21 protein-coding genes and 1 pseudogene are annotated in these 20,242 nt (G+C 73.4%); all 22 read right to left on the reverse strand.

Features of this window, described 5'->3' with window-relative positions:
- Window positions 1-76: 76 nt before the first annotated feature.
- Entirely contained in the window at window positions 77-787 is a 711-nt protein-coding gene (locus ACWCXH_RS20210) for a GntR family transcriptional regulator (RefSeq protein WP_449802795.1), read from the reverse strand.
- A 148-nt stretch (window positions 788-935) separates the two neighbouring features.
- Window positions 936-1,793, reverse strand: coding sequence for an ornithine cyclodeaminase family protein (locus ACWCXH_RS20215; RefSeq protein ID WP_449802796.1), 858 nt, complete (start codon window positions 1,791-1,793; stop codon window positions 936-938).
- A gap of 125 nt (window positions 1,794-1,918) precedes the next feature.
- Complete coding sequence (locus ACWCXH_RS20220; protein WP_449802797.1) at window positions 1,919-2,941, reverse strand: proline racemase family protein; 1,023 nt, start codon at window positions 2,939-2,941, stop codon at window positions 1,919-1,921.
- The gene (locus ACWCXH_RS20225; protein ID WP_449802798.1) at window positions 2,941-4,305 is read right to left on the reverse strand and encodes an aldehyde dehydrogenase family protein; all 1,365 of its coding nucleotides are present in this window, start codon (window positions 4,303-4,305) and stop codon (window positions 2,941-2,943) included. Before ACWCXH_RS20225 ends, ACWCXH_RS20220 begins: the two co-directional genes overlap by 1 nt.
- A 58-nt stretch (window positions 4,306-4,363) precedes the next feature.
- Window positions 4,364-5,368, reverse strand: coding sequence for a proline racemase family protein (locus ACWCXH_RS20230; RefSeq protein WP_449802799.1), 1,005 nt, complete (start codon window positions 5,366-5,368; stop codon window positions 4,364-4,366).
- 89 nt (window positions 5,369-5,457) lie between these two features.
- On the reverse strand, window positions 5,458-6,321 hold the full coding sequence (locus ACWCXH_RS20235; protein WP_449802858.1) for a dihydrodipicolinate synthase family protein: 864 nt from the start codon (window positions 6,319-6,321) through the stop codon (window positions 5,458-5,460).
- Window positions 6,322-6,458: 137 nt separating this feature from the next.
- Complete coding sequence (locus tag ACWCXH_RS20240) at window positions 6,459-7,883, reverse strand: FAD/NAD(P)-dependent oxidoreductase (RefSeq protein WP_449802800.1); 1,425 nt, start codon at window positions 7,881-7,883, stop codon at window positions 6,459-6,461.
- Window positions 7,864-8,181, reverse strand: coding sequence for a (2Fe-2S)-binding protein (locus ACWCXH_RS20245; protein WP_363656065.1), 318 nt, complete (start codon window positions 8,179-8,181; stop codon window positions 7,864-7,866). The genes ACWCXH_RS20240 and ACWCXH_RS20245 overlap by 20 nt, the downstream gene beginning before the upstream one ends.
- A 74-nt stretch (window positions 8,182-8,255) precedes the next feature.
- Complete coding sequence (locus ACWCXH_RS20250) at window positions 8,256-9,416, reverse strand: NAD(P)/FAD-dependent oxidoreductase (protein WP_449802801.1); 1,161 nt, start codon at window positions 9,414-9,416, stop codon at window positions 8,256-8,258.
- A 124-nt stretch (window positions 9,417-9,540) separates the two neighbouring features.
- A complete protein-coding gene (gene tatC / locus ACWCXH_RS20255) occupies window positions 9,541-10,431 on the reverse strand; it encodes a twin-arginine translocase subunit TatC (protein WP_449802859.1) in 891 nt (296 codons plus the stop codon).
- Window positions 10,432-10,556: 125 nt separating this feature from the next.
- The gene (gene tatA / locus ACWCXH_RS20260; protein WP_449802802.1) at window positions 10,557-10,850 is read right to left on the reverse strand and encodes a Sec-independent protein translocase subunit TatA; all 294 of its coding nucleotides are present in this window, start codon (window positions 10,848-10,850) and stop codon (window positions 10,557-10,559) included.
- Window positions 10,851-11,041: 191 nt separating this feature from the next.
- Window positions 11,042-11,218, reverse strand: coding sequence for a hypothetical protein (locus ACWCXH_RS20265; protein WP_449802803.1), 177 nt, complete (start codon window positions 11,216-11,218; stop codon window positions 11,042-11,044).
- Between the two features lie 110 nt (window positions 11,219-11,328).
- Window positions 11,329-11,559, reverse strand: coding sequence for a hypothetical protein (locus tag ACWCXH_RS20270; protein WP_449802804.1), 231 nt, complete (start codon window positions 11,557-11,559; stop codon window positions 11,329-11,331).
- 3 nt (window positions 11,560-11,562) lie between these two features.
- Window positions 11,563-12,519, reverse strand: a complete 957-nt coding sequence (locus ACWCXH_RS20275) for a helix-turn-helix transcriptional regulator (RefSeq protein WP_359972411.1) — start codon at window positions 12,517-12,519, stop codon at window positions 11,563-11,565.
- Window positions 12,520-12,619: 100 nt separating this feature from the next.
- Window positions 12,620-13,600: a helix-turn-helix transcriptional regulator gene (locus tag ACWCXH_RS20280; protein ID WP_449802805.1), complete on the reverse strand. Its 981-nt coding sequence runs from the start codon at window positions 13,598-13,600 to the stop codon at window positions 12,620-12,622.
- Between the two features lie 180 nt (window positions 13,601-13,780).
- Window positions 13,781-14,191 carry an FKBP-type peptidyl-prolyl cis-trans isomerase gene (locus tag ACWCXH_RS20285; protein ID WP_449802806.1) on the reverse strand — a complete coding sequence of 137 codons (411 nt, stop codon included), beginning with the start codon at window positions 14,189-14,191 and terminating at the stop codon, window positions 13,781-13,783.
- Window positions 14,192-14,337: 146 nt separating this feature from the next.
- Window positions 14,338-15,639 carry an FKBP-type peptidyl-prolyl cis-trans isomerase gene (locus ACWCXH_RS20290; RefSeq protein WP_449802807.1) on the reverse strand — a complete coding sequence of 434 codons (1,302 nt, stop codon included), beginning with the start codon at window positions 15,637-15,639 and terminating at the stop codon, window positions 14,338-14,340.
- Window positions 15,640-15,842: 203 nt separating this feature from the next.
- Window positions 15,843-16,832 (reverse strand): FKBP-type peptidyl-prolyl cis-trans isomerase, encoded by a 990-nt coding sequence (locus ACWCXH_RS20295; protein WP_449802808.1) that lies wholly within the window; start codon window positions 16,830-16,832, stop codon window positions 15,843-15,845.
- 136 nt (window positions 16,833-16,968) lie between these two features.
- A complete protein-coding gene (gene pafA, locus ACWCXH_RS20300) occupies window positions 16,969-18,330 on the reverse strand; it encodes a Pup--protein ligase (RefSeq protein ID WP_207809376.1) in 1,362 nt (453 codons plus the stop codon).
- Between the two features lie 118 nt (window positions 18,331-18,448).
- Window positions 18,449-19,210, reverse strand: a complete 762-nt coding sequence (prcA, locus tag ACWCXH_RS20305) for a proteasome subunit alpha (protein WP_449802809.1) — start codon at window positions 19,208-19,210, stop codon at window positions 18,449-18,451.
- A gap of 31 nt (window positions 19,211-19,241) precedes the next feature.
- Window positions 19,242-20,039: a proteasome subunit beta gene (gene prcB / locus ACWCXH_RS20310; RefSeq protein WP_449802860.1), complete on the reverse strand. Its 798-nt coding sequence runs from the start codon at window positions 20,037-20,039 to the stop codon at window positions 19,242-19,244.
- A pseudogene (locus ACWCXH_RS20315) lies at window positions 20,036-20,113 on the reverse strand (endonuclease VII domain-containing protein); the annotation flags it as partial. The pseudogene ACWCXH_RS20315 and the gene prcB, both read right to left, overlap by 4 nt.
- Between the last annotated feature and the right edge of the window lie 129 nt (window positions 20,114-20,242).

Consider the following 20,242-nt stretch of genomic DNA (forward strand, 5'->3'; position numbering starts at 1 on the left):
CGAGAGCATCATGGTAGGCCGCGGGCACGTGGTGGCGCCCGATCCTCGCCTTCCACCCGGACGAGTGGTTTACCCCCTACCGAGCCCGCAGCCGCAGCCCCGGGCGCGGCTCCCCCGGCTCCTCCTGCCCGTTGGCCCACAGCGACCGCACGTGGCTGAGGTGGCGCGTCATGCAGGCCTCCGCCGCCTCCGCGTCGCCGGAGAGCATCAGGTCCAGCAGCTCCAGGTGCTCCTCCGCCGACGACACCAGCTCGCCACGCTCGTCGAGCCGGTTGAGCCCGTACAGCCGCGACCGCTTCCGCAGATCCCCCACCACATCGACGAGCCGCGCGTTGCCCGCGAGGCCCAGCAGGTCGAGGTGGAACTGCCGGTCCGCCTCCAGGTACCCGATGAGGTCGTGCTTGCGCGCCGCGGCCACGATCGCCCCGGCCTGCGGCCTCAGCCGCTCCAGTTGCTCCTTCGTCGCCGTCCGTGTCACCCGCCCGACCGTCGGGACCTCGATCAGGGCACGGATCTCCGTGTAGTCGTCGAGATCCCGCTCGGTGAGTTCGGTGACCCGGAAGCCCTTGTTGCGGACGGCCTCCACCAGCCCCTCACGCGCGAGGTCGAGCATGGCCTCACGCACCGGAGTGGCGGAGACGCCGAAGTCGGCGGCGAGCGCGGGCGCGGAGTAGACGACGCCGGGGCGCAGCTCGCCGGAGATCAGGGCGGCCCGGAGCGCGTGGGCGACCTGGTCGCGGAGCCGCTCCTGCACGGAGATCAGGGTGCGGGATTTGAGCTCGGCCATGGTGTTCCTCCGGGTGGGTGCAGAACACCAGCGTACAATGTCACGTTACGGTGCGTGCGCATCGGTCCACGATTCGAACCGCAGCTCATGGTGGCAGCGGCCGTCGGCCGTGACAACGGCCGACGGCACACGATCCGTCACACCGCCGTCAGCGTCCGCCCGCGTACACCTCCGCCGCCACGGCCAGGTCCTCCCAGGCCATGCCGACGCTCTTGAAGAAGCGCGGCCGGTCCGCCGGCACGTGGACGTCACCGCGCACCAGCTCGGCCAGGTTCCACACCTGGCGCCCGCCGACCCCCGCCATGATCAGGTCCCCGGCCTCGCGCGCCGCCACCGCCCGCGCCTCGGCGTAGAGTTCGGCCCGCCCGACCAGTACCGCGTCCACCTCCCGCGCGTCCGGCTCGTGCGAGCCGACCGCCGCGACGACGGCGTGCGCGGGCACCAGGGCGCCGTCGAACAGCGGCGTGCGCGCGGTGGTGCAGCAGACCACCACGTCCGCCGACGCGACGGCCTCCGGCCCGCCGACCGAGGCCGCCAGCCCGAGCCCCCGCCCGTACGCGGCCAGCTCCTGCGCCGGCCCGGCGCTGCGCGCCACCACGGTGAGCCGGCTCAGCGGCCGGATCGCGAGCAGCGCGTCGAGGTGCCCGTACGCCTGCGGCCCGGCGCCGAACAGCACCAGGTGCGCGGCATCCGGCGGGGCGAGCCGGCGCAGGGCGACGGCGGTGACGGCGGGCGTGCGCAGCGCGGTGAGGGCGGCGCCGTCGAGCAGCGCGACGGGCTGGAGGGTGGGCCCGTCGAGCAGCAGGTAGCTGCCGGTGATCCGGGGCAGTCCGCGGCCGGGGTTGGCGGGCGCGACGCCGGCGATCTTGACGCCCGCGTACGGCCCGGCGGCGGCCGGCATCAGCAGCAGCTCACCCGCCGGGACGGGCACCGCCGAGCGGGCGGGCGCGGTCTCGGGGTCGAGCCCGCCGAGCAGCATCCGCTCGATCGCGTCGGCGGCCCGCACGGCCCCGACCCCACCCGCACCCGGCACGGCGTACTGGAGCGGCTCAGCCGCCGCGCCGGGCGGTACAGGGGAGTCCGGCGCGGACGGTATCGGCTCGGAAGAGGAAGGATTCGGCACGGAAGGATTCACAAGAGGAACCCTGCCCCAAGCCCGTCCCCCTCTTCCAGCACGAATCCGTGCTCGCCGGTCCGGTGCGCCGTCCCCGTCACCTCCGTGACGACCCCACCGTCCACGACACCCGGCAGCACCCGCCCGTGGAACACCGTCCCGATGATCGACTCGTGCCGCAGCTCCTCCCCCGGCGCGAGCCGCCCCTCGGCCGCGAGCACCGCCAGCCGGGCGGAGGTCCCGGAGCCGCACGGCGAGCGGTCGATCTGCCCGTCCGCGAAGACGGTGACGTTCCGCTGGCTCAACCCATCGCCGTCCCACGGGAGTTCGTCGTACAGGACGACCCCGTACACGCCCGAGAGCCGCGGGTCCGACGGATGCGCCACCGCCTCCGCCCCCTCCAGCGCCCGCCTGATCTCCCGTCCCACGGCGGTGAGTTCGGGCAGCAGGGAAGCATCCACCGCCAGCCCCAGCGCTGCCGCCGGCACGGAGACGTAGCAGGCCCCGGAGTGCGCCACCGCGACCTCCACCGTGCCGCGCGAGGTCGCCACCGGCAGCTTCAGCGCGCTCACCCGCGACGGCACGTTGCGGAACGTCACCCCGGCGGTCCGCCCGCCGGCCCGGTGCACGAGCGCCGTGACCCGCCCCGACGGCACGTCGATCCGCACCCGCGCCACGCCGTCCGCGGGGGCCGCGACCAGCCCGGAGTCCACCGCCCACGCGCCGAGCGCGATGGTGCCGTGCCCGCAGGCCGTCGAGTAGCCGTCCTTGTGCCAGAACAGGACGCCCAGGTGCGCCTCGTCGTCGTCCGGCGGCACCAGGAACCCGCCGTACATCCCGGCGTGCCCGCGCGGCTCCCGGCTGAGCAGCCGCCGGACGTCGTCCAGTGGGCCCGGCCGGGGCGCGGTGGCGCCGGCGCCCGCGCCGATCGCGATCGCCCGCCGCTCGGCGACGCTGTCCCCGGGGATCACCGGGACGCCGTCCAGCACGATCCGGAACGGCTCGCCGGCCGTGTGGTAGTCGACGGTGCGGACGTACATCACACACCCCCGGCCGGAAGCACGCTCACCGTCCGGCCGACGGTGTAGAAGTCCAGCGCCGCCTGCCCCTGCTCACGCTCCCCGTGGCTCGCACCCTTGGCGCCGCCGAACGGCAGGTGGAAGTCGACGCCGCTGGACGGCGCGTTGATCCGGATCATGCCCGCGTCCAGCCGGTCGGCGGCGGCCAGGGCGACGTCCAGGCCGCGGCTGTGCACCGAGGTGGACAGGCTGTGCGGGGTGTCGTTGGCGAGCGCGATCGCTGCGTCCAGGTCGGCCGCGACGTGCAGCACGGCGACCGGGCCGAAGAACTCCTCGCGCGCCAGCGGGTGTTCGGCCGGCACCCCGGCGAGCAGCGTCGGCTCGACGTACCAGCCCGCCCGCGGGGGCACCCGCCCGCCGGTGAGCACCGTGGCCCCGGCGGCGACGGCCGAGTCGACGGCCCGCGTCAGCCGGTCCCGGGCGGCGGCGTTGATGACGGGCCCGCAGACCGCGTCGTCCGTCGACTCCAGCGCCTTGACCAGCGCGTCCCGCAGCGGCTCGTACGCCGCGCCGACCGCGATCACCCGGCTGGTGGCGGTGCACTTCTGCCCGGCGTACCCGGCGACGGCGGCGGCGATGTGCCCGGCGGCCTGCGCGATGTCGGCGTCCGGCAGCACCAGCGCGGCGTTCAGCCCGCCGAGTTCGGCCTGCACCGGCACACCGCGCTCGGTGGCGGCCCGCACGACGGCCCGGCCGACCCCCGTCGAGCCGGTGAACGAGACCACGTCCGCCGCGTCGACCAGCGCCGCGCCCTCCTCGGCGCCGCCCGGCAGCACCGTGAACACGTCCGCCGGCAGGCCGGCGAGCGCCACCAGCTCGGACAGCCGCAGCGCGCACGCCGTCGCCTCGGGCGCCGGCTTGAGCACCGCGGTGTTGCCGACCGCCAGGGCCGGCGCCGCCTTCCAGCTCGGGATCGCCAGCGGGAAGTTCCACGGCGCGATCAGCCCGGCCACCCCGTGCGGCCGGCGCCGGGTGAGCAGCAGCCCCGGCCCGCCCGCGGTCTCGTGCACGGCCCCGGACGGCGCGTACGGCGCCTGCGCGTAGTACCGCCAGATCGCCGCCGTCCTGGCGACCTCGCCGCGCGCCTCGGCGAGCGGCTTGCCGACCTCGCGCACGACCAGCGCGGCCAGTTCCTCCGCGTGCGCCTCGACCGCGTCGGCGATCCGGCCGAGCGCCGCCGACCGGGCGCCCGCGCCGGCGGCGAGCCACCCGGCCTGGGCGTCGCGGGCCCGCGCGACGGCGACCCGGACGGCCTCGGCGCCGGGTTCCTCGACGGCGACGACGAGGTCCGCGGGGTCGGCGGGGTTGTACGAGGTGATGGTCACGGCAAATCAGCCCTTCGAACGGAACATCGGAGCAGCCTGTGTCACAGCAGGGCACCCTTTACAACAAGAAGCCCGCCGGGAACGGGTCGCTCGGGTCGAGGAAGTACTGGGCGGTGCCGGTCACCCAGGCCCGCCCGGTGACGGTCGGCACGACGGCGGGCCGCCCGGCCACCTCGGTCTCCTCGACCAGGCGCCCGACGAAGGTCGTCCCGATGAAGGAGTCGTTGCGGAAGTCCCGCCCGATCGGCAGCTCGCCGCGCGCGTGCAGCTGCGCCATCCGCGCCGAGGTGCCGGTGCCGCACGGCGAGCGGTCGAACCAGCCCGGGTGGATGGCCATCGCGTGCCGCGAGTGCTCGGCGGTCGAGCCGGGGGCGAGCAGCTGCACGTGGTGGCAGCTGTGGAAGGACGGGTTCTCCGGGTGCACCGGCCGGTCGGGGCCCGTGTTGATGGCGTCCATCAGGGCCAGCCCGGCGGTGAGGATCTCCTGCTTGCGCTCGCGCTCGAACGGCAGCCCGAACTCGGCGAGCGGCAGGATCGCGTAGAAGTTGCCGCCGTAGGCGAGGTCGTAGCCGACGGTGCCGTACCCGGGCACCTCGATCTTGCGGTCGAGTGCGACCGAGTACGAGGCCACGTTGCGGATCGTCACCGCCTTGGCGGCGCCGTCCTCGACCCGCACCTCCGCGACCACGAGCCCGGCCGGCGTGTCCAGCCGCACGGTGGTCACCGGCTCGACGACCGGCACCATCCCGGTCTCGACCAGCACCGTGGCGACGCCGATCGTGCCGTGCCCGCACATCGGCAGCAGCCCGGAGACCTCGATGAAGAGCACCCCGTAGTCGGCGTCCGGCCGGGTCGGCGGCTGCAGGATGGCGCCGCTCATCGAGGCGTGGCCGCGCGGCTCGTACATCAGCAGGGTGCGGAAGTGGTCCAGGTGCTGCTGGAAGTGCACCCGGCGCTCGGCCATGGTGGCGCCGGGGATGACGCCGAACCCGCCGGTGACGACCCGGGTCGGCATGCCCTCGGTGTGCGAGTCGACGGCGTGGAACACGTGACGGCTGCGCATGAGTCGCAACTCCCCTCGGAGGATGTGGGCCGGCTGCCCCGTCAGCCGGCCTGGACAACTGCTCGAAGCCGCAGGGGCCTCGGGACCACCTACGAAAGCCCCTCGGCCAGCGCCTTCTCGGTGGCCGCGCGGACGGCCGCCTCGGCCTCGGCCCCCAGCGGCTGCCGCGGCGGCCGGACGGGCCCGCCGGGGCGCCCGGCGATGTCCATGGACAGCTTGATGGCCTGGACGAACTCGGTCTTCGAGTCCCAGCGCAGCAGCGGGTGCAGCGCCTTGTAGAGCGGCAGCGCGGTCTCCAGGTCGTGCGCGACGGCGGCGTTGTAGAGCGCCGCGCAGGCCTCCGGCAGCGCGTTCGGGTAGCCGGCGATCCAGCCGACCGCACCCGCCAGCGCGAGCTCCAGCAGCACGTCGTCCGCGCCGATCAACAGGTCGAGCCCGGGGGCGAGTTCGGCGATCTCGTACGCCCGGCGGACGTCACCGCTGAACTCCTTGACCGCGACGATCGAGCCCTCCGCGTACAGCTCGGCGAGCAGCGCGGGGACGAGGTCGACCTTGGTGTCGATGGGGTTGTTGTAGGCGACGACCGGCACGCCGGCCCTGGCCACCTCGGCGTAGTGCGCGCGGACGGCGGCGTGGTCGGCGCGGTACGCGTTCGGCGGCAGCAGCAGGACGGAGCCGGCGCCCGCCTCGGCGGCCTGCTCGGCCCAGCGGCGGGACTCGGCGCTGCCGTACGCGGCGACGCCGGGCATGACGCGGGAGCCGTCGCCGGCCGCCTCGACGGCCACCTCGACGACGCGGGCGCGCTCCTCGGCGGTGAGCGTCTGGTACTCGCCCAGCGAGCCGTTGGGGACGACGCCGTCGCAGCCGTTGTCGATCAGCCAGCGCACGTGCTCGGCGTAGGCGTCGTAGTCGACGGAGAGGTCCCGGCGCAGCGGGATCGCGGTGGCGACCATGATGCCGCGCCAGGGGCGGGTGGTGTCGTGCGGGGTGTGGGACACGGTGATGACTCCTTGGTGAGGTGTGACATTTTATTAGAGGGAACAGGCCGGAGACAAGAGTCCCCGGCCCCCGTGTTCGGTCCGGGCGCGGCTCAGTCGCCGGCCGCCAGCTGCGACAGCGGCACCGGGCAGGCGAACGGCCGCCGGTCGGGCCCGGGCTCCCCCGAACCCGGACCGCCCCCGGACAGGCAGGCCACCGCCGGACCGCACATCCGGCCCTGGCACCACCCCATCCCCGCCCGGGTCAGCAGCTTGACGGTCCGCGGGTCCCCGGCGCCCAGCTCGTCCACCGCCTCCCGGATCGCCGCCACCGGCACCTCCTCGCACCGGCACACGTCGGTGTCCGGGCGCAGCCAGCCGGTCCAGCCGGGACCGGGCCGGTGGGCCGCGGCCATCAGCTCGGCGAAGGCCCGCAGCCGGGCCCGGCGGCGCAGCAGCGCGGGCTCCGGGGCGCGGCCGGCGATCGCGTGCGCGGCCAGCGCGCCCTCCGCGATCGCGAGGTCCGCGCCGCCCACGCCGTTGGTCTCCCCCGCGGACCACAGGCCCGGGACGCTGGTGCGCAGCCGGGCGTCCACTTGCAGCGCGACCGCGCCGTCCGGGCCGGTCCTGGTGGCCGCGCCCAGCTCGGTCGCGAGCTCGATCTGCGGCAGCAGGCCGTGGCCCACCGCGAGCGCGTCGCAGGCGATCCGGCGGCCGGTGCCGGGCACCGGCCGCCAGTCGGCGTCCAGCCGGGCCACCGTGACGGCGGTGACCCGATCGGCGCCGTGCGCCTCGACGACGGCGCTGCGCGGGCGCAGCCGCACCCGGTGGCGCAGCAGCGCGCCGCCGTGCCCGGCGCCCTCCACGAGCTTGGCGGGGACGGCGGCCAGCACGCCGGGGCGCCGCGCGTAGCCGAGGTAGTCGGTGGCCTCGACCACCGCGGGCACCTCGGCCCCGGCGGTGACCAGTGAGGACGCCGCCGCGAGCAGCAGCGGCCCGCTGCCGGCCACCACGATCCGCCGGCCGGGCAGCACCAGCCCGGCCTTGAGCATCGCCTGGGCGCCGCCCGCGGTGACGACCCCGGGCAGGGTCCAGCCGGGGAACGGCAGTTGCCGCTCGTACGCGCCGGTGGCGAGCAGCACGGCGGCGGCCGGCACGGTGGTCCGGTGGCCGGCGTCCGGCCCGAGGGTGACGTGCGCGGCGAGCCCGTCGCCGGTGCGCTCCAGCGCCCACACCTGGTGGCCGCCGAGGAAACCCACCCGTCCGGCCCGCTCGTGCGCGGCGAGCCGGTCGGCGAGGCCGGTGTAGACGGACCAGCCGTGGTGCAGCCGCTCTGGGCGGGCGGCCCCGAGGCCGGGCGCCGGGTGGCGGTAGTACTGGCCGCCGGTCTGCCGGCCCGCGTCGAGCAGGGCGCAGCGCAGCCCGAGGTCGGCGGCGGTGACGGCGGCAGCGAGCCCGGCCGGGCCGGCCCCGATCACCGCGAGGTCGTACCGGAACGGCTGCGACGCTTTCAAAAGCTCAGACGGCGAGGTCGGCACGGCCGTGGCCCTCCTGGGTGGTGACGGTGGTGCCGGGCTCGGCGGGGAGCAGGCAGGTGCGCTGGTTGGGACGTCCGTCGACGGTGGCGAGGCAGTCGAAGCAGGCGCCGATCCCGCAGAACGCTCCGCGCGGCCGCCCGCCGGCCCGGGTGGTACGCCAGGCGAGCACGCCGTCGGCCCAGAGCGCGGCGGCGATCGACTGCCCGGGCAGCGCGGGCACGGGCCGTCCGTCGAACTCGATGTGGTGGGCCGGGCCGGGCTCGGCCCCGACCAGTTCGGCGGGTGTGCGGCGGCGCATCGGCGGCCTCTCCAATCCAACGAATCCAGTCCAACGAAACCAGTCCGGCGAAACCAGTTCGACGAAACCCGGCTTCAGGCGGCCGGGAAGCGGTCCGCCCGGAACGGCGTGAGGTCCAACTCCGGCTGCTTGCCGGTCAGTTGCTCGGCGATCAGCAGCCCGGTGGCCGGCGCGAGCCCGATGCCGGCGCCCTCGTGCCCGCACGCGTGGTACAGCCCGGGCACGCGCGGGTCGGCGCCGACGGCCGGCAGGTGGTCCGGCAGGTACGGGCGGAAGCCCCGGTAGGCGCGCATCACGGCGACGTCGGCGAGCACCGGGAACAGCTCGGCGGCCTGCGCCGCGAGCCGGTGCAGCACCTCGTGGGAGAGCGTGCGGTCGAAGCCGACCCGCTCCCGGCTGGCGCCGATCAGTACCGGCCCGCCGGGCGTCCCCTCCACCACGCCCGAGGTCTCCAGCCCGGCCGAGCCGCTGGCCACGTTCGCGACGTAGTCGGCGGCGTAGACCTTGTGGCGCACGATCCGCGGCAGCGGCTCGGTGACGAGGACGAACCCGCGCCGGGGCAGGACCGGCAGGTGCACCCCGGCCAGCGCGGCCAGCTCCCCGCCCCACGTCCCGGCGGCGTTGACGACGGCGGGCGCGTCGAGTTGCCGCCGGTCGGTCCCGACGCCGAGGACCCCGCCGTCCGCCCCCCGCCGGACGGCCCGGACGGTCTCGCCGGTGATCAGCTCCGCGCCCAGTCGCCGGGCCGCACGCAGCAGGTGGGCGGCGGCGAGGGCGGGCTGCACCTGGGCGTCCTGCGGGTAGCGGAAGCCGCCGGCCATGCGGGGCGAGAGGTGCGGCTCCAGCTCCCGCAGCCGCTCGGCCGGCACCTCCTCTGCGGTGACCCCGGCGGCGGCCTGCCGGGCGGCGAAGGCACGCAGGGCGTCCTGCCCGGCCGGGGTCGGGGCGACGACCAGACCGCCCTTGGGCTCGTACTCCATGGCCGCGCCGAACTCCTCGGCGAGTTCGCGCCACAGCCGGGTGCTGAGCAGCGCGAGGTCGAGCTCGGGTCCGGGCTCCTTGTCGGAGACCAGCAGGTTGCCCTCGCCGGCGCCGGTGGTGCCGCCGGCCACCGGCCCGCGGTCGACGACGGCGACGGCGAGCCCGGCGCGGGCCGCGTAGTAGGCGCAGGCGGCGCCGACGACTCCGGCACCGACCACGACGACGTCCAGGGGAGGTCTGTGGGTCTTGAGCACGCCAGTAATATGTCACATTCCATCAACCCTGCCAAGACCAAGGACCACCGGCCGAGCCGGACCGCGCAAAAGCCCCGGCCCGCCGCACGCGGTGCGACGGGCCGGGGCCGGGTGATCAGGGACCTCAGGTGATGTCGTCCATCTGTTCCCGGCGGCCGGCCGACACCGGAGCGCTCGCCACCGGCGCGGCCGAGGCCTCGACGGCCTGCGCCCCGGCGACCGACTCGACCGAGAGGTCCACGTGCGAGGCCTCCTCGTCGTCCAGGTCGGCGTCCGGGTTGTTGCGCCGCCTGCGCTTGTCGTTGAGCAGCGCGATGCCCACCGCGACGAAGTACAGCGCCCAGATCGGCGCGGCCAGCGCGAGCATGCTCAGCGGGTCGGCGCTCGGCGTGGCGAAGGCCGCGAACACCGTGATGCCCATGACCATCCCGCGCCACCAGCCGAGCAGCCGCTTGCCGGTGACCATGCCGACCATGTTCATCATGACCAGCAGCAGCGGGAACTCGAAGGCCACGCCGAAGACCAGCACCATGCGGGTGGCGATGTCGAAGTAGTCATTGGGCGGCAGGATCGGCGTGGTCGTGTCCGGGGTGAACGAGATCAGCACCTGGACCGTGGTCGGCAGCGTCAGGATGGCGCAGCCCACACCTGCCAGGAACAGCGGCGCCCCGCACGCCATGAAGATGATCGTGTACTTCTTCTCGTGCCGGTGCAGACCGGGCGCCACGAAGGCCCACACCTGCCACAGCCAGACCGGCACCGCGCCGACCACACCGGCCGTCAGCGCCACCTGGAGCATCCAGGTGAAACCGGAGGTCAGACCGATGGTCGAGACCTGAGCGCACTTCCCGTGGAACTGGCCGGCCGTCTCCCGGGTGCACTGCGGCAGCGGCTTCAGCAGGAAGTTCTCGATCTGCTTGTGGTAGATCGCCGCCACGATGGTGATCAGCACGATCGCGATGACCGACTTGACCACGCGGTTGCGCAGTTCCCGCAGGTGGTCGGCGAGGGCCATCCGCCCCTCAGGATCCTTTGACGCCTTCGGCGCCTTGGAGAGCTTGCTCAACCCCGGTCCTCAACTCGTGCGTCGAGGCCCGCCGGTCGACGGGCCTCCGTGGTCGCGTGTGTCACGTGCGCCGCTCAGTGCGGGCGGTCGCCGTCGGCGGCGGGCCGTTCGGCGGCGGGCCCGGCCACCGGCCGGGCCGTGGCGGTGGCCCCGGGAGCGGCCTGGATGGTCCTGGCCGCACCGCCGTCCACCGGCGGCGCCGGTGCGGGCTCCTGCGTCTCGCCGTCCGAGCGCATCGCCTTGACCTCGGTCTTCAGGATCCGCATCGACTGGCCGAGCGAGCGCACCAGATCGGGCAGCCGCTTGGCACCGAAAAGCACGATGGCGAAAACCACGACCACCACGATCGCGGTCATCGAGATGCGCATGCTCGACCACCTTCAGTCAACGCGGCACCGGCGGACCGCCCGCGGCGGATGGTAACCGCTGCGGATGACGCCCCGACGACGTCCGCCCGAACAGGACAGCAGCCCCCGGTACGCGGTTCAGGAGCCATCTGAGAGCGTAACCCGCCCTCTCGCCCGGGCTGCAGTCCCCGTACGACCGAACGACGGACCCCTCAGCGCCCCGGCACCGCCGCCGCCAGCTCCCCGGCCGCGTCGGCCAGCGCCCGCGAGGCCGCGTCCACGCCCTTGGCCAGCGCCCGGACGTCCATCCAGAGCCGGATCCCGAGGACCCCCAGGACCAGCAGGCCCGCGGTGGCGAGCAGGACGGCGGCGACGAGCATCCAGGACATGCGCCCCACCCTATACGGGTGAGGGGCCCGTCTTCGGACTCCCGCCGGCCGTGCGGCGTCGGGAGTCCGAGGACGGGCGCCTCACACTCCGCCGAAACCGGAACCGGGCGTCACCCCTCGGCCGGGACGAGCCGCATGGTGCGCACCCCGGCACCGGTGAGCGCCGCCACGATCTTCTCCCCGGCCGGCTTGCGCACCGCCGCCCCGCACAGCGGGCAGCCGAAGCTGTAGTGCGCCTGCGCCGGCGTGCGGCCGAGGGTCAGTCGGAACTCCTCGGCCGGCAGCTCCACCTTCTCCCGGCACTGCGAGCAGTAGACCTTGAATCTGGTACCGGGCTCCACCGCTCAGTCCCGCCCCTCCCCGTAGGCGGCCAGCGCCTCCCGGGCCGCCGCGCGCGCCTGCTCGGCCAACTGCGGCGGCGAGACGATCCGCCCGTCCCGGCCCAGCCGCAGCGCCAGCGGCCGCAGCTGCGAGGGGTCGGCGCTGCGCAGGGTGATCCGCAGTCCGCCGTCCGGCAGTTCCTCGGCCCGGTCGTGGGTGTAGTACTCGGCCACCCAGCGCCCGCCGGAGGACACCTCGACGACCACCTCGGGGTCGTCGGCCGCCGGGTTGACCAGCCCGCCGGACAGGTCGCGCGGCTCGCGCCGGGGCGGGTCGGCGGGCACGTCCAGCACCCGGATCTCGGCCACCCGGTCCAGCCGGAACATCCGGTGGTCCTCCGAGGTGCGGCACCACGCTTCCAGGTAGGTGTGGCCCTCGGTGAGCAGCCGGATCGGGTCGACCTCGCGCTCGGTCATCCCGCCGCGCCCGTGCGAGTAGTAGCGCAGCCACAGCCGGCGGCCCTCGCTCAGCGCCCGGTCGATGTCGGCGAAGACGTGGCTCTCGGCCTCGAAGGTCACGCCGACCCGGGCGCTGCCCTCGGCGCTCTCCCCCGCCGCGTTCTCGATCTTGGCGACGGCCCGGGTGAGCGCCTCCCGGTCCCCGGCCCGCAGGCCGGGCAGCCCGGCCACCGCGCGGGCGGCGACCAGCAGCGCGGTGGCCTCGTCGGCGGCCAGCCGCAGCGGCTGCGCCACGTCGTCGACGTTGTGCCACCAGATCCGCTCGCCGTCGGTGTCGATGTCGAGCAGGTCGCCGCCGCGGAAGCTGGTGCCGCACATCGGCAGCACGTTGAGGTCACCGATCAGCTCGCGCTCGGTGATCCCGAACGCGCGGGCCACCTCGGCGACCTCGGCCCCGGGCCGCTCCCGCAGGTAGGTCACCAGCGACAGCATCCGCCTGGTCTGGTCGATCGCATTGCTCATGCGTCCACCTCGATTCGCTCGGCGGGCGCTTCGCACGACGCGCCCCTCTTGACGGTTCGCTCTCCCCCGGCCTCCGGCCGGGGGTACCCCCAACGCTCGCTCACGCCCGCACACCCTCCACGTCCAGCCCGGCGACCGCCCGCAGCCGCTCGATCACGTCGGCCCGCAGCTCCTCCGGCCCGAGCACCACGACGTCCGGCCCGAACTCGGCGAGGTCGGCGCCCAGCCCGTTGCCGTACGGGATCTCCAGTTCGTCCCAGACCTCGTCGACCCGCCCGGTGCTCAGCGCCTTGGTGCGCAGCGGGAACCCGGCGCCCCGGCGGACCCGGACGGTCGCGGTGGCCGTGGCACCCTCACCGGCGAACTTGGCGACGGTCGCCCGCACGTCCACGTGCTCCGGCACGGTCCGGAGGAACGCGCCGGTCTTCGCCCGCACCTTGCCGGTGATCCGGCTGAGCCGGAACACCCGAGCGTCGCCCCGGTCGCGGTCCCAGCCGGCCAGGTACCAGTGCCCGCGCCAGCACTCCAGCGCCCACGGCTCGACGCTGCGCTGCTCGACGGCGGCGGCCCCGGCCTTGCGGTACTCGAAGGTGACCGGGCGGCGGTCCCGGGCGGCGGTGAGCAGCGGCTCGAACGCGGCCTCCCGGGCGGGGATGCGCGGCTCCAGGGCGGAGCGCCCCTCGGCCTCGGCGAACGGCACCCCGGCAGCCCGCAGCTTCTGCAGCGCGCCGCTCGCGGCCCCGGACATCTTGGCCTGCTGCCAGACCCGCGCGGCCAGCGTCAGCGCGGCCGCCTCCTCGGCGTCCAGGGCGATCTCGGGCAGCCGGTTGCGGTCGGCGCGGGCCAGGTAGCCGAGCTCGCCGTCCAGGGCGTTCTCGTCGACGTCGATCACCAGGCCGAGCTCGCGCAGGTCGTCCTTGTCCCGCTCGAACATCCGGTTGAAGGCGTCCTCGCTGCTGTTCTGCCAGGCCTCGCGGTACGCCTCGGTGGATTCCCGCAGCTCCTTCTTGGAGAGCGGACGTCTGGTGTTCATCAGGCACAGGGCGAGATTCATCAGCCGCTCTGCCTTCGCGATCGCCATCGCTGACCCTTCCGGTGTGCCGCGCCGCGCGCGGGGTGCGCCGCCGGGCGATCGTCACCCGGCGGGACCGACCGTACCGGTAGCGGTACGCACCGCAAAAGCCGCCTCCCGCCCTGCCCGTTCACAGACGTGCCCGTGGGCCGGGCCCCGGAAGGGGTCCGGCCCACGGGCACGTCAGGCTCAGACGCCCAGCAGGTCGACCACGAAGATCAGGGTCGAGTGCGGCGGGATCAGCGGCGACGGCGACTGCGCACCGTACGCCAGGTGCGACGGGATGACCAGCTCGCGGCGGCCGCCGACCTTCATGCCGACGACGCCCTGGTCCCAGCCCTTGATGACGCGGCCGGCGCCCAACGGGAAGCGGAACTCGTTGGGGCTCCGGTTCCAGCTGGCGTCGAACTCCTCGCCGGTCTCGAAGGTCACGCCGACGTAGCGGACGCTGACGACCTGGCCCGGCTTGGCCTCCTCGCCGTCACCGACGACGATGTCGCGGATCTGCAGCTCGGTCGGAGCGTCGCCGCCCGGGAAATCGATCTCAGGCTTCTCGTTGAGGCTCACAGTCCCTCTTCTCACGGTTTTCTCTGCATCCATGACCAAGCGGCGGGCGCCCGCACCCAGGTCCGCCCCTCAACAACAGTAAGGGCGACGGACCACGGTACGGGCGCCCGCCGCCCGTACGGGACCGGCCACGCGGCCGGTCCCGAAGGTCACACGCACTATTCTCACCCGAAAGTGGATCAGCCCTGACCGGCGTCCAGGATGTCCACCACGAACACCAGCGGCGCGTTGGCCGGGATGTCCCCCTGGCCCTTGTCGCCGTAGGCGAGCGCCGCCGGGATCACCAGCTCGACCCGGCTGCCGACGGTCTGGCCCGCCAGGCCCTGGTCCCAGCCCTGGATGACCTGGCCGCCGCCGACGGGGAAGCTGAACGCCTGGCCCTTGCCGAGCGAGGAGTCGAAGACCTTGCCGTCCTTGAACAGCGCGCCGGTGTACTGGACGACGACCTTCTCGCCCTTCTCCACCACCGGGCCGGTGCCCTTGATCAGGACGTGCGTCTTCAGCTCGGTCGGGTCGGCCGCGCCGGCCACCGGGGTGATGTCGGCCGGCTTCTTGCCGTTGTCCTTGACCTGCGGGAAGCCCGCCGGCGGCGGGGTGACCGTCCCGCTCACCGTCGCGTCGGGCGCGGTGGTGTTGCGGATGTCGATCACGAAGATCAGGTTGTCCTTGGCCCCGATCGACATGTCCGGCTTGCCCTGCGCGCCGAACGCCGCGGCCGGCGGCGCCACCACGAGGACCCGGCTGCCGGCCTTCTTGCCGAGCACCGCCTGGTCCAGCGCCGGGATCAGCGCGTCCGTGCCGGCCTGGAAGATCTGCTGCTTCTGGCCCTGGTCGAAGGAGCTCGGGATGTCCTTGCCGGTGTTCCAGTTCTTCGCGGTGTAGTCCACGGTGGTCCAGTTGCTCTTGTCCACCTTCGGGCCGGTGCCCTCGGACAGCACCTTGACCACGAACGAGCCGTCGGGCTGGTCGGACGGCACCTGGATGTCGGCCTTCTTGCCGAAGTCGCCGGCGATCGTCGGCAGGACCTTGGCGTCGTCCTTGATCGGCGGCACCGGGTCGGCGGTCGGCGTCGGCGGGGCGGTCTTGGCCGCTTCCGGCTTGGCCTCCGAGGAGTTGTCCCGGTTGACCATGTAGAGCGTCACACCGCTGCCGACCAGCAGCACCGCGAGCACCGTGCCCAGGATCACGCCCAGCCGGCCCACCGACGGCGGGTTCTCGTCGTACCCGGCCTCGGAGCTGTCGACCTTGCGCACGTTGGAGGCGAAGATCTGCGGTTCCTCGGTCTTCGTACCGCCCGCCGCCCGCGGCTTGTCGTCCGTTCCGCCCCAGCCGGCCTGCTGCTTCAGGATCGACGGCGGCACGACGATCGACTCGCCATCGCCCGGCAGCGGGCCGCCGGGACGCGACGCCGCCGGGTCACCCGCGGATCCGTCGTTCGCCGCGGTATCCGACCCGCCGGGGTTCGGCGCTTTCTCAGTCATGACTCCCCATCCATCTCGCCACAGGTCATTCGAGGTCTGCCGCCGGCACGGTGAGCGCCGGTTTGCCGTCGCACCGTCCGCCCGGGCCCCGGGCGCCGGCGGCGCCTGCCACAGTGCGAGGGCAGTATGACAGTTCAGGATGAGGGCGGGCGCTTCAGTGTGCGAGCGCCCGCCCAAGCGTACGGAATCCTGCCGGAGTCTTCCTAGACCGCTTCCAGAATGTCGATCACGAACACCAGCGTGGAGTTCGGCGGCACAGAGCCCTGCGCCTGGTCCTTGTACCCGAGCGCGGGCGGCACCACCAGCTCCACCCGGCTGCCGACGTTCTGGCCCACCAACCCCTTGTCCCAGCCCTCGATCACGCTCCCGGTGCCGATCTGCACCGCCTGCGCGCCGCCGTGCGTCCAGGACGAGTCGAACTGCTGGCCGTTGCTCCAGAGCACCCCGGTGTACTGCACCACCAGCGTCTGCCCGGTCTTGACCTGCTTGCCCTCGCCCTTGATCAGCACCTGTTGCTGGAGGTCGGTGGGCGCGGCCTGCCCGGCCGGGATCGTGATCGTCGCCGCGGCCTTGCCGTTGTCCTTGACCTGCGGCAGGTTCGCCGGCGGCTGGGTCATCGTGCCGGTCAGCGTCGAGTCCTGCGGCAGGCTCCCCATGATGTCGAGCACGAACACCACCGTGTCGCCCTTGCCCACGCCCAGCTGGCTGCTGCCCTGGTCGCCGAAGGCCGCCGCCGGCGGGGCCACCACGAGGACCCGGCTGCCGGCCTTCTTGCCGATCACGCTCTGGTCGAAGGCCGGCACCAGCTGACCGCTGCCCGCCTGGTACAGCTGCGGCTTGCCGCCCGCGTCGTACGAGCTCGGCAGGTCCTTGCCGGTGGTCCAGTCCGTCGCCGTGTAGTTGACCGTCACCCAGTCGCCCTTGTTCACCGCCGCCCGGTCGCCCTCGCTGACCGTGTTCACCACGAACTGGCCGCTGGGCTGCTGGCCCTCGGGGATGGCGATGGTCGCCTTGCTGCCGAAACCGCCACCCGAAAGCGTGGGCATCGGCGAGGCCTCGTTGACCGGAGTGGGCACGGTCGGGGCCGCGCTGGCCGTGGTCGGCGTCGCCGGGCCGGCCGCCTTGGTCGAACTGCTGCAGGCGACCACCAGCAGCAGCGGAAGGGTGATCAGCAAACCGGCGGTGCGGCGCACGGTGGTCCTAACTGTCGTTCGAAGTCGGCTCTCCTGACTCGACGGACAGCGTATGCCCCGCACGAGTCCGGCCCCGGTAGACACCACCGGAGCCGGCTCTGCTGACCTGATCATGGGTCCTTGATCACATCCGGGATCACATCCCGGCGATCAGCTTCTCCACCCGCTCGTCCACCGAGCGGAACGGGTCCTTGCACAGGACCGTGCGCTGCGCCTGGTCGTTCAGCTTCAGGTGCACCCAGTCCACCGTGAAGTCCCGGCGCTGCTCCTGCGCCCGGCGGATGAAGTCCCCGCGCAGCCGGGCCCTCGTGGTCTGCGGCGGGATCGACTTGGCCTCGAAGGTCTTGAGGTCGGTGGTCACCCGCTGCGCCTGCCCCTTGCCCTGGAGCAGGTAGAACAGGCCGCGGCGGCGGTGGATGTCGTGGTACGCGAGGTCGATCTGCGCCACCCGCGGGTTGGACATGCTCATCTGGTGCTTCTCGCGGTAGCGCTCGATGAGCTTGTACTTCATGATCCAGTCGATCTCGGTGGCCACCCCGTCCAGCCGCTCGGTCCGGACGGCCTCCAGCGTGCGGCCCCACAGGTCGAGGACCCGGGCGACGGTGCCGGTGTTGATGCCCTTGCGGTCGGCGAACTCCAGCGCCTTGGTGTAGTACTCCTCCTGGATGTCCAGCGCACTGGCCTCCCGCCCGTTGGCGAGCCGCACCTGGTGGGTGCCGGTGAGGTCGTGGCTGACCTCGCGGATCGCCCGGATCGGGTTCTCCAGGGTGAGGTCGCGCATCACCACGCCGGCCTCGATCAGCCGCAGCACCAGGTCGGTGGCGCCGACCTTGAGCAGCGTCGTGGTCTCCGACATGTTGGAGTCGCCGACGATCACGTGCAGCCGCCGGTAGCGCTCGGCGTCCGCGTGCGGCTCGTCGCGGGTGTTGATGATCGGGCGGGAGCGGGTGGTGGCGGAGCTGACGCCCTCCCAGATGTGCTCGGCCCGCTGGCTCACGCAGTACACCGCGCCGCGCGGGGTCTGCAACACCTTGCCCGCGCCGCAGATCAGTTGGCGGGTCACCAGGAACGGGATCAGCACGTCGGCCAGCCGGGAGAACTCGCCGTGCCGGGCCACCAGATAGTTCTCGTGGCAGCCGTAGGAGTTGCCGGCCGAGTCGGTGTTGTTCTTGAAGAGGTAGACGTCCCCCGCGATGCCCTCCTCGTGCAGCCGCCGCTCGGCGTCCACCAGGAGTCCTTCGAGGATGCGCTCGCCCGCCTTGTCGTGCGTCACCAGCTCGACCACGTCGTCGCATTCGGGGGTGGCGTACTCGGGGTGGGAGCCGACGTCGAGGTAGAGCCGGGCGCCGTTGCGCAGGAACACGTTGCTGCTGCGGCCCCAGGAGACGACGCGGCGGAACAGGTACCGCGCCACCTCGTCCGGCGACAGCCGCCGCTGCCCGCGGAACGTGCAGGTGACCCCGTACTCGTTCTCCAGCCCGAAGATCCGGCGGTCCATGAGCACTCCTTTTTCCAGTCGGAGCTGTCCGAAACCGCCTCCACGACGACGTGGAGCCGCCGCAGGGGCACCGGAGTCCCGTGCGGCGATCGCCTCGCCGCACGGGACACCGAAGGCACTACTCGTCCGACGGCGGGGTGGCCGCCGGCTTCTCCTCGTCGTCCGCCGCCGCGGACTGGTCCCCGTCGAGCAGCCGGCCGAGCTGGCCGCCCAGGATCCGCTTGAACTTCCGCTGCTGGAACCGCTGGCGGTCGAGGACGGCCACCTCCAGCTGTTCCGGGGTCAGCGTGCGCGCCGAGCCGCCGTTGGGGTCGCGGGCGAGCGAGTCGACGGCGAGCCGGACCGCCTCGCTCAGCACCATCCCGCTGCGGTGGCGCTGGCCCAGGTGGTTGCCGATGGAGTCGGCGTTGCCGCCGACCACCACGTAGTTCTTCTCGTCGACGATCGAACCGTCCGGGGTGAGGCGGTAGATCTGGTCTTCTTCGGTCGTCCGGCCGACCTCGGCGACGACCAGCTCGACCTCGTACGGCTTCTCGCCGACCGAGGAGAAGATGGTGCCGAGGGTCTGGGCGTAGAGGTTGGCGAGGCCGCGGGCGGTGACGTCGGCCCGGTCGTAGGAGTAGCCGCGCAGGTCGGCGTAGCGGACGCCACCGATGCGCAGGCTCTCGAACTCGTTGTAGCGGCCGACCGCCGCGAAGGCGATCTTGTCGTAGATCTCGGAGACCTTGTGCAGCGCCCGCGAGGTGTTCTCGGCGACGAAGACGATGCCGTCGGCGTAGGTGAGCACGACCACGCTGCGACCGCGCGCGATGCCCTTGCGGGCGTACTCCGCGCGGTCCGCCATGGCCTGCTGGGGCGAGACGTAGAACGGTGTCGACACCGGCGGTCGTCCCTTTCCTGTGAGGTAGCGGCTAGAGCAGCGGGGCCTGCGGGCCGTTGGGGTGGGCGAGGCGCTGGTCGGTGATGGAGACGGCGATCTGCGCGACCTCCGGCTCGGTGAGCCGGCGGAAGCCGTCCTCGGTGATCAGCGAGACGATCGGGTAGATCTTGCGGGCGAGGTCGGGACCGCCGGTGGCGGAATCGTCGTCGGCCGCGTCGTAGAGCGCCTGGACGACCAGGGTGCTGGCCTGCTCGGCCGTCAGGTCGTCCCGGTAGAGCTTCTTCATCGAGCCGCGGGCGAAGACCGAGCCGGAGCCGGTGGCCGCGAAGCCGCGCTCCTCGGAGCGCCCACCGGTGACGTCGTAGCTGAAGATCCGGCCGCGGCCGAGGTCGAGGTCGTAGCCGGCGAACATCGGCACCACCGCGAGGCCCTGCATCGCCATGCCGAGGTTGCCCCGGATCATGCTGGTGAGCCGGTTGGCCTTGCCCTCCAGGGAGAGCGTGGTGCCCTCGATCTTCTCGTAGTGCTCCAGCTCCAGCTGGAACAACCGGACCATCTCGACCGCGAGGCCGGCGGTGCCGGCGATGCCGACCGCGCTGTACTCGTCCGCCGGGAACACCTTCTCGATGTCCCGCTGGGCGATCACGTTGCCCATGGTCGCGCGGCGGTCACCGGCGATGACCACACCACCGCCGAACACCGCGGCAACGATCGTGGTCCCGTGCGGGGCCTCGACCACCGCCCCCTCGGGGAGCGCGCGACGGCCGGGGATCAACTCCGGCTTGTGCTCGGCGAGGAAGTCGAGGAACGACGAGGACCCCGGGGTCAGGAAGGCAGCCGGTAGACGCCCGGTGCCACGAGTGTTGGCTTCCACACGATTCCTTCCAGGTAGCTTGAAGCGCGCAATGCCCGCACCCTACCCGCCCGACGATCACTGTCCACGCGTGGAGGGGCCGGAGCCGGGCGGGCGGACGGCCGTGGCCGCCCGGCCGCCCCCGACGGTCACGACCGTGAATTCCGGAATGCCCGCGG

The sequence above is a fragment of the Kitasatospora sp. NPDC001660 genome (genome assembly GCF_053596725.1).